We start from the raw sequence: 7,685 nt of genomic DNA, 5'->3' as shown, positions 1-7,685 counted from the left end.
TAGTGGAGTACGCGCGGGTTCGATCCACCTGTACGCGAGCGCCGTCGCGGCATTTCAGCAGGCCGGGGCAGGGTTACTGGGGCGTCGCTCGATCGTGTGAGATTCCGGCGGTAGCTCGCAGAATCTGCCAGTTGGTCCCGTAATTTGCTGGCTCGTGGCAGATTCCGAAAGTCGCGTGGTGACGATCGTGCGGTCCGCCCCGGAGTCGGCCGTCCCGGTCGACCCGGCGGCGGTCTCGGTCGAGTCCGGCCTGGCGGACGTTGTCACGCTCCAGCGGCGGCGCCAGGCCCGGATCTCGGCGCACGACGAGGAGAGCTTCTTCCTCGACACGCTGTCCGAGTACCAGTGGGCGCGCGATGCGGCCGGCCTGGAGCCGAAGACTCTGGACGGGCTGATCAAGCCGGTGATCGAGGTCTGCGAGTACTACGGCACGGTGCCGTGGAAGCTCACGTCCAGGGAGGTCGACCGGTACTTCGCCGGGGTGGGCAAGCGGGCGACCTCGACCCTGCGTGCCAAGATCGGCAAGATCGACGCCTTCTTCGCGTTCCTCGAACAGCGCTACGCCGGCGAGATCATGCGGCGCTTCGGCCACGCGGTCGAGTCGCCGATCGACCTGTTCAACCGGCCCCGGCACCGCGGCGACTTCGGCCTGCGGATCCCGCCCTCGCAGGCGGCGATGCGGGACTTCTTCGGCCGTTGGCGCGAGGACCTGCCCAACGCCCGCAAGTACCTGGTCGCGTGCCGCGACTACGTGATGACGAAGATCGCGTACCTGTCCGGCGTCCGCGCCACCGAGCTGTGCGGCGTGACCATGGGGGACCTGCACTGGGAGCTTGGCCAGTGGGGCCGCTTCGTCGTCCTTGGCAAAGGCGCCGGCGGGTCGGGGCCCCGGCCGCGCGAGGCGTACATGTTCCAGGAGGGCCGGGCCCTTCTGTGGTGGTACATCGAGGAGATCCGCGGCGAGTTCGGCGACGACGTCGAGCACCCGAAGGCGCCGCTGTGGCCCTCCGAACGCAAGCCGACCGCGGTCGCCGCGCTGAACCTGCCGATCGCACCGGCGATCGTCCCCTCGACGTTCCGCCGGGCCCTGCACACCGCGGCCGGCGCCTACCTGACCGGCCCGGTCACCGACCTGTTCCCGCACCTGCTGCGTCACGCCTGCGCGACCCACAACTACGAGCGCGGGATGACGTTGTGGGAGGTGCAGAAGGTGCTCGGTCACGCCTGGGCGACCACGACGCTGCGGTACATGGCCACCGCGCACGCCGACCCGGAGCACGCGAACCTGGCCGCCAGCACGCGGGCGGCCCAACGACTGGTGATGGACAAGGGGAACCTGCGGTGAAGTGGAATCTGCGGATGGTCGCCGCCCAGCGGGACCTGTGGCGGCCGACCGAGGTGCTGGCGGCGTTCCAGCAGGTGGGGTTCAACCCGTCACTGAGCAAAGTCGCCGCGCTGTGGAGCGGCCAGCCGGTCACCATCCGCCTGGACGACCTGGACCTGATCTGCGCGGCGCTCGGCTGCACCGTCGCAGACCTGTTGCAGGCCGAGCCGGTCGTCGCCGCGCAGCCGGCCGAGGACTTCGGCCAGGCCGCGGTCGGGGACGGCCGGCGACCGGCAGGCCCGGTGCGGCCCGTCCCCCGCTCGCGCCCGGCTGGCGGGCCGCGCTCGCTGCCGCCGAGCTGAGGGGCGGTCACGGTGAGGGGAGACGGAAGTGCCCGCAGCTGCGCGGCGTGCCTGAGCTGGACGGTGCTGCCCTGGCGCACGATCTGCTCCGGTTGCGAGAAGTTCGCCCGCGCGCACCCCGCTCACGGGGTGTGCCCGCGGTGCCGGCACGAGGCGCATCTGGGGCCCGACGGCCTGTGCAAGCCCTGCCTGCAGGCCATCCGGGCCGAGAACGACGTGCAGTGGGCCCTGGGCCTCCAGGGCGCCCCACCGCGCTCGCTCCAGCTCATCGTCGGCACCCACCGCCACGACGCCACCCAGGCCCGCCCGATCGTGCGCGGCGAGGGCGGTGGCCACTGGGTGGGTGCGGAGTGGAAGCGCAGGTTGAACCGGCAGCGCGCGGTGGAGTGCGACCACGCGGCCGTGCTGCAGCCGCAGGTGTGGGGCCAGCTTCCCCTGTTCGCCATGGCGCGCGCTCTCACCCGCGACACGGCCCGCGCCGTCGCCGCCCGGCAGCTGTCCGGCTGGGACCGGGCGGAATCCGCGCTGCTGGCGCTGGTGGCCGAGCGCCGCATGAGCAAGGCCTGGCGTTGCCAGGTCGCCGAGATGCTCCGGCTCGCCCTGGCGATGCGCGAGGCCGACGGTGCCGAGCTCACCTCGGGGCTGCTGCTGCGGGAGCTGCCGATGTTCGCCGACGTGGTCTGCCTGGTCCTCCTGGGCGCGGGCCTGCTGGCCGACGAGTCCCTTCCCGAGCTGCGGCTCGCACCCCGCTCGTGTGCCGAATGCGAGGCCTGGATGCCCGGAGGTGAGCGCGCGCGACTGCGCTGCGACCCATGCCGGAACTGGCGAAGGCGCGGCCACCGGGAGCCGGGACAGTGCGTGCGCTGCGGCCGGGACGGACTCGCACTGAGCGCCGGCCACTGCCGTGTCTGCCACTACCACCGCGGCGACGACCGAAGCGGGCCCGCCGCCACGCAGTTGGTGATCTGTCTGCCCACCGGCCCGGGTGGGCCGGGCCCGCAGTTGCCGCCCGGCGACCCCTTGCCGTTGCCCGTGGAGGGGACGCCCGCGACGACGCTCTGCCGGGGGCAGGAGTCCCTGTTCACGATGCGCCGCGACTGGTCACCGGTGCTGGCCCTGCTGCGCGGCCGCCCCTGGGGCGAACTTCCGCTGCCCGGGGCGGCCGCCGCGCTGGTGGGGGACTTCGCCGAGCTTCGCCGCGACCAGACGGAGTCGGGCCTGCGCAAGAACATCCGCACCCTCACCATCCTGGGCTACTGGCTGGGAGCCGAGAACGCGTTCCACGAACGCGACGTCCACGACTTGGCCCGCCTCGACACGCACCTCGCGGCCAAGCCCGTCTGCCAGTTCCTGCGCGCTCGCGGCCTGCTCGTCGACGATCCCGGGCTGCACCGCGACCACGACCAGGTCTGGATCGAGAGAGTGCTGGCCACGCTGCCGCACCCCGTCGCCGAGGAGGTCCGCGCCTGGGTGGAGGTGCTGCGCGGCCAGTGCCGGCGGGAGAACGAGCCGCGAAGCTGGGAGAACATCCGCCGCTACCTGACCAACCTGCGGCCGGTCCTCACCGCCTGGACGGCGGGCGGCATGACGACCCTTCGGGAAGTCACCGCCGACCACCTCCAGAACGCGCTGGACAACCTGGACGGAACCGCCTGCCGCCAGCTCGCCATCGCCCTGCGCAGCCTGTTCCGGGCGCTCAAGCGTGAACGGCTGGTCTTCCGCGACCTGGCCCGCCACCTTCTCGTGGGCGACCTCACCGGCATCCCACGGCCGGTCCCCTCCGACCTGCTGGCCGGCCTGCTCGACCAGGCCGCCACCCCGTTCGCACGGCTCGCCATCGCCCTGGCCGCCATCCACGCCGTCCCCGCCTCAGAGATCCGCACCGCGCTCACCACCGACCTGGACCTCACCCGCGGAACCCTCGAACTGCGCCGCGGCCTGCGGCGGCACACCCTCTACCTGGAGGAGCTCACCCACCGCCTCGCCGCCGACTGGCTGAGCTACCGCCACCAGCGCTGGCCCACCAGCGTCAACCCCCACCTGCTGGTCACCCAGAAGACCGCCCTCGACCCGGACCACCCGGCCGTGCACCGGATCACCATGCAGCTGGTCCTGCCCAAGGGACAGACCCTCGACAGGCTCCGTCAGGACCGGATCCTCGACGAAGCCTTCGCCACCGGCGATCCACTCAAACTCATGCGCCTCTTCGGCATCACCGAGGACACCGCCATGCGCTACGTCACCGCCGCCTACCCGGAGCGCACCGCGAAGCTACCCCGGTAGCCGGGCATCACATCCTCAGGTCGAGTGCGCTGACCCCTGTTCCGGCCTGTCCCCTCCAGGCGGAGAGGCCAGGCCGGAACAGGCGGGCGAATCAGTGATTCAGAAAAGTGAGCGCATGGTCGGACGCGAGGTAGATGAGGTCTGCGGCTCCGGAGCCGTCGAGATCGGAGAGGAGAACCCTCGGGGCGATTCGGATCTGAAACGAGGGGACCTCGCCCTCGGGGCCCGGAGGAGTTGGCCGTCGGTCAACGCGCCGTGAGGCCGCGCGGGCCGGATCCGGGCGCGGCTCATCGGCGTGCGGCGGTCGGTGTCCATCGCGCGCGGCGCGGTCTGCTGGGACTGTCCATAGGCGCGCGCCGCGGGCCGGGCCGCTCTGCCGAGCTTGTCCATGGGCGCGCGGCGCGCGCCTCAGGTAGCGAGTTCGACCTGCCTGAGGTGCGAAGCGCGGGTCTTCGCGCGCGGGGTCTCGGTGAGCCCGGCGTCGATGCGCGCGAGGTTGATCGCGGCGGCGGTCAGCTGGTGCTGCAGGTGCGTCTTGGCGAGGCCGTGGTAGCGCGCACGGCTGCGACCAGAACCTTCAACGTGGATGCCCGAAGCTGCCTCAGTTCGGGCGGCGTCGGGCTACGTCAGGTTGCCCTTGAGCACGATCGGCGCATCGAGGCCAGTGGCCTTGAACACCACGGCGAAGGCGCCGGGCCGCGCCGAACGGCAATTGATGGTCCAGGTAACCCCCGCAGCGGAGATGGCCTGTGCAGCACCGAGTGCAGGCTCGAAGGTGATCCCGAGCTGGTCGGCGCTGTCGCCGTCCCAACCGAGGGTGACACTCTTGTTGACCAGGGCGGCACTGCGGAAGGTGAGGGATTGCTGTGCCCCCTTCCGGAGTTGCAGCGTCCCCTCTACGAGCGCGCCGTCCAGACGTGCTTCCCATGCGATTCCCACGGTGACTCCCCATTCGCTTGTGGCCGCACACCAGGCGACGGGTGCATCGCCGTGCGGACGGCACAAACTCTCCCATCCGCCCGGCATCGCCGTCTCGTGAAGCCGTGATAACGCCGGTGCAGACAGCAGCGGCGGCATTGAATTCGCCAACGGTGTCGACATCCTTCCCCCCTTTGCCCATGGGAGGGAGAGTTTCTGCCTGACTCCGCGTCGCCGGTGTCGTCTGCCATCAGCCGCCAGGCCGAAGGTGATGAGGATGTGCGATGCGGTTGCTGCTGGCCGCCCGCCGGTGGCGGACGGCCAGCAGCAACCGGCGGGCGGCGTCGGCGCTCCGTGCTGTTCGGTCCCGTGTCCGGGGTCCGGGGTCAGCGCAGGTACATCGTGTACAGCTGGTTGTTGAAGTAGGCCGCGGCCGCCGCGCCCTGGGGGGCGGCTCCGGGGACGGTGCGGGTTCCCTGCCAGGAGGAGCCGTCGTAGTCGGCGATCCAGAGCTGGCCGCCATCGCCGCGCGCCAGGATGGTCAGGGCGCCTGTTGCCTCGTTGCCGGCGAGAGCGGGGCCGTGGTTGCTGCCCCAGCGCGGGACCGTGCCGCTGTTGAGCCAGGCGCCGCTGCCGTCGCTGCTTGTGTTGACAGCGGTGTGGACCTCCGCGCCGGTCTGGACCCTCCACATCCGGGGCTGGCCGACGAGTTTCCCCGGTGCCATCGCGACGTGGTGGGCGCTCCTCCAGCCGAGGTTGTCCAGGCGCCAGGCGGTCCAGGAGGAGCCGTTGTACACGCTGTGGTAGATCCGGCTGTCGAAGCCGACGTGGGCGAGCCATGCTCGGTTGGCGAAGGTGGCCAGAGTGGGGCTGTGCGGCGTGCCGCCCGGGAGCTTGATGGCCCCGGTCCAGCCCCCCGAGGGGGTGTAGGTCCGGAAGTAGACCCGGTCGTCCTTGCCGGTGACGGCGTAGATCAGTTTGCCGTGGGCCGAGGTCAGGGCCGGGGCGACATAGCTCTCGTCGCGTCCGAGCTGCTCGGGTACGGTCCAGTTCCCGTTCCCGTCCATGCTGGCCCACATCACCGCCTGCTCATCGGGGCTCACGAACGCGGCGTAGAGCCGGCCGGCGTGGGCGGCCAGGGCCGGGGCGCTCGTGCTGGGCCAGGGCAGGGCGACGGGCCCGGTCCACACGCCGACCCCGAGGGCCCTGGAGCGGACGGCGTACTCCAGGGTTCCAGCGGGGAAGGGAACGCGCTCGCCGTAGAACCCCACCTTCAGCTCGTGGTGGCCGTCACCGTTGAAGTGCCACTGCGCACTGCCCCGGTGGGAGAGCATGGCCAGGGTGGCCTGGTCGAGAAGGAGCGTCCGGGAACAGGAGAGATCGTTCCTCGCGACCAGGTTGGTGATTGTGACCGCGAGGGAGGTGGCCTCCATCAGCAGACCGATGACGGTGGGCGCCGCCGCGCCGACGGCGTCCCAGATCGTGTTGAAGATGAGGTTGTTGCTCAGCGTGGCCATGGCTTCCTGGAAGCTGTTGACGGTGCCGTCGCCGGTGTCCCACTCCCAGCACGCGACGTTCGTGGCCAGCCCGAGCCCCGTGTTCCCTTCGAAGAGCATCCGCCAGCCCTTGAACACCGGCGTCTGCCCGGCCCCTGTCTCGTGCCCGCCGAACTCGTACGACACGAACGGCACGCAGCGTGCCCCCAGGTCGCTGCGCCCGCCGGAGAGCCAGCGGATCTCGTCCCGACCCGACCCGTCGCCCACAACGCGGTGCACGTGGAAGCTCTCGTACTCCAGCCGAAAGTACCCCGGGGCCTTCTCGCCCTCCTGCGGCGTCTCCTCGACGGCCTGGCCCACCTGGCCGTCCCCGGCCAGGTGGGCCGGCAGCGTGACGGCGAAGCCCCATTCGCGCATGCCCTCGATGAACTCCGGGCTGTCGAAGTCCCCGCCCCCGGCCAGCGCCTGCGGTCCGACGACCGACCAGTTCGACTGCGCCTTCCACTCCTCCGTCACCGCCGGCAGGTCCGCGGCCAGGTCCTCCCACCCATACCCCTGGGAGACCGTGCGGTCCCGCAGCGACTGGTGCACGCCCACCGACGCCACACCCGCCGTCACCGACTCCCGGTAGACCCGGCCCCACTCCCTGACCTCCTCCTCTCCCAGCCCGTCCCGCAGCGGCTCCAGCAGCGCCTCCTCCAGCTCGGTCAGCTCCTCGGCCTGCCGCAACCGGTCCGCCGCGTGCAGCAGCACCCCGAACAGCACGTTCGCCTTCGGCACCCGGGCCAGGTTCCGCGCCGCCCGCGACTCACCCCGCGCCCCCGACAACAGGCCCTGCAACCGCTCCAGGCGCTCCTCGGTCTCCTTCGTCTCCCCACCAGCCATGGCGACTCCTCCTCGGCTCGGATGCCCAGGCCAATCGTGACCCAAGCATGGTCACGAGGCTACGCACGGTGATTTCCATGTGAGGTGACATGGCGTCAAATCGCCAACGAAAGGGCTCGAAAGTGCGCCCACCAACGTGACCGACGCACACGACCAAGAAGGGGGTAGCCCCGGCAGGCCAGCCACCGGGCGGCCCCTCCCGAGCGGCATCCGGCCGCAGGCCAGCGCGCTGCCGAGTGGGGAATCGCGTGAGCAGGTCTGGGGAGCACCTGAGCGCGGGGTGGGGAAAAACCAGGGATCCTCATCGAAGGACCAGCCGATAGAGCCGAACTCGACTGCTGATGCCGAGCCAACCGCGGTAGCCCACGCGGGTTCGAGTGCGATCCCGTCCAGGAATCTCGGAACCTGCGCGCTTCA

5 protein-coding genes and 1 pseudogene are annotated in these 7,685 nt (G+C 71.2%); 3 read left to right on the top strand and 3 right to left on the bottom strand.

The features are described from left to right. Positions 1-178: 178 nt before the first annotated feature. From ACFVVA_RS41925 to ACFVVA_RS41915, 3 genes are read left to right on the top strand one after another with little or no spacing between them, the layout of a single operon-like run. Entirely contained in the window at positions 179-1,345 is a 1,167-nt protein-coding gene (locus ACFVVA_RS41925; protein ID WP_387695977.1) for a tyrosine-type recombinase/integrase, read from the top strand. Next, positions 1,342-1,686 carry a helix-turn-helix domain-containing protein gene (locus tag ACFVVA_RS41920; protein ID WP_387695976.1) on the top strand — a complete coding sequence of 115 codons (345 nt, stop codon included), beginning with the start codon at positions 1,342-1,344 and terminating at the stop codon, positions 1,684-1,686. The genes ACFVVA_RS41925 and ACFVVA_RS41920 overlap by 4 nt, the downstream gene beginning before the upstream one ends. Positions 1,687-1,698: 12 nt before the next feature. Continuing rightward, positions 1,699-3,969 (top strand): hypothetical protein, encoded by a 2,271-nt coding sequence (locus tag ACFVVA_RS41915; protein ID WP_387695974.1) that lies wholly within the window; start codon positions 1,699-1,701, stop codon positions 3,967-3,969. 408 nt (positions 3,970-4,377) lie between these two features. Here ACFVVA_RS41915 and ACFVVA_RS41910 read toward each other — a convergent pair. The 3 genes and pseudogenes from ACFVVA_RS41910 to ACFVVA_RS41900 all read right to left on the bottom strand — a co-directional run. After that, positions 4,378-4,566, bottom strand: a pseudogene (locus ACFVVA_RS41910) (transposase); the annotation flags it as partial. A 24-nt stretch (positions 4,567-4,590) separates the two neighbouring features. Then, positions 4,591-5,070, bottom strand: coding sequence for a hypothetical protein (locus ACFVVA_RS41905; protein ID WP_387695973.1), 480 nt, complete (start codon positions 5,068-5,070; stop codon positions 4,591-4,593). Positions 5,071-5,273: 203 nt separating this feature from the next. Next, entirely contained in the window at positions 5,274-7,268 is a 1,995-nt protein-coding gene (locus tag ACFVVA_RS41900) for a hypothetical protein (protein WP_387695972.1), read from the bottom strand. Positions 7,269-7,685: the final 417 nt, after the last annotated feature.

The sequence above is a fragment of the Kitasatospora sp. NPDC058048 genome (assembly GCF_042885555.1).
GTDB lineage: Bacteria > Actinomycetota > Actinomycetes > Streptomycetales > Streptomycetaceae > Kitasatospora > Kitasatospora lactacystinica.
This window is presented reverse-complemented; position numbering and strand designations above follow the sequence as displayed.

Bases quoted from the DNA above. Each gene is read 5' to 3' on its own strand.
- ACFVVA_RS41905 (WP_387695973.1), bottom strand. From the start codon at position 5,070: ATGTCGACACCGTTGGCGAATTCAATGCCGCCGCTGCTGTCTGCACCG.
- ACFVVA_RS41900 (WP_387695972.1), bottom strand. From the start codon at position 7,268: ATGGCTGGTGGGGAGACGAAGGAGACCGAGGAGCGCCTGGAGCGGTTG.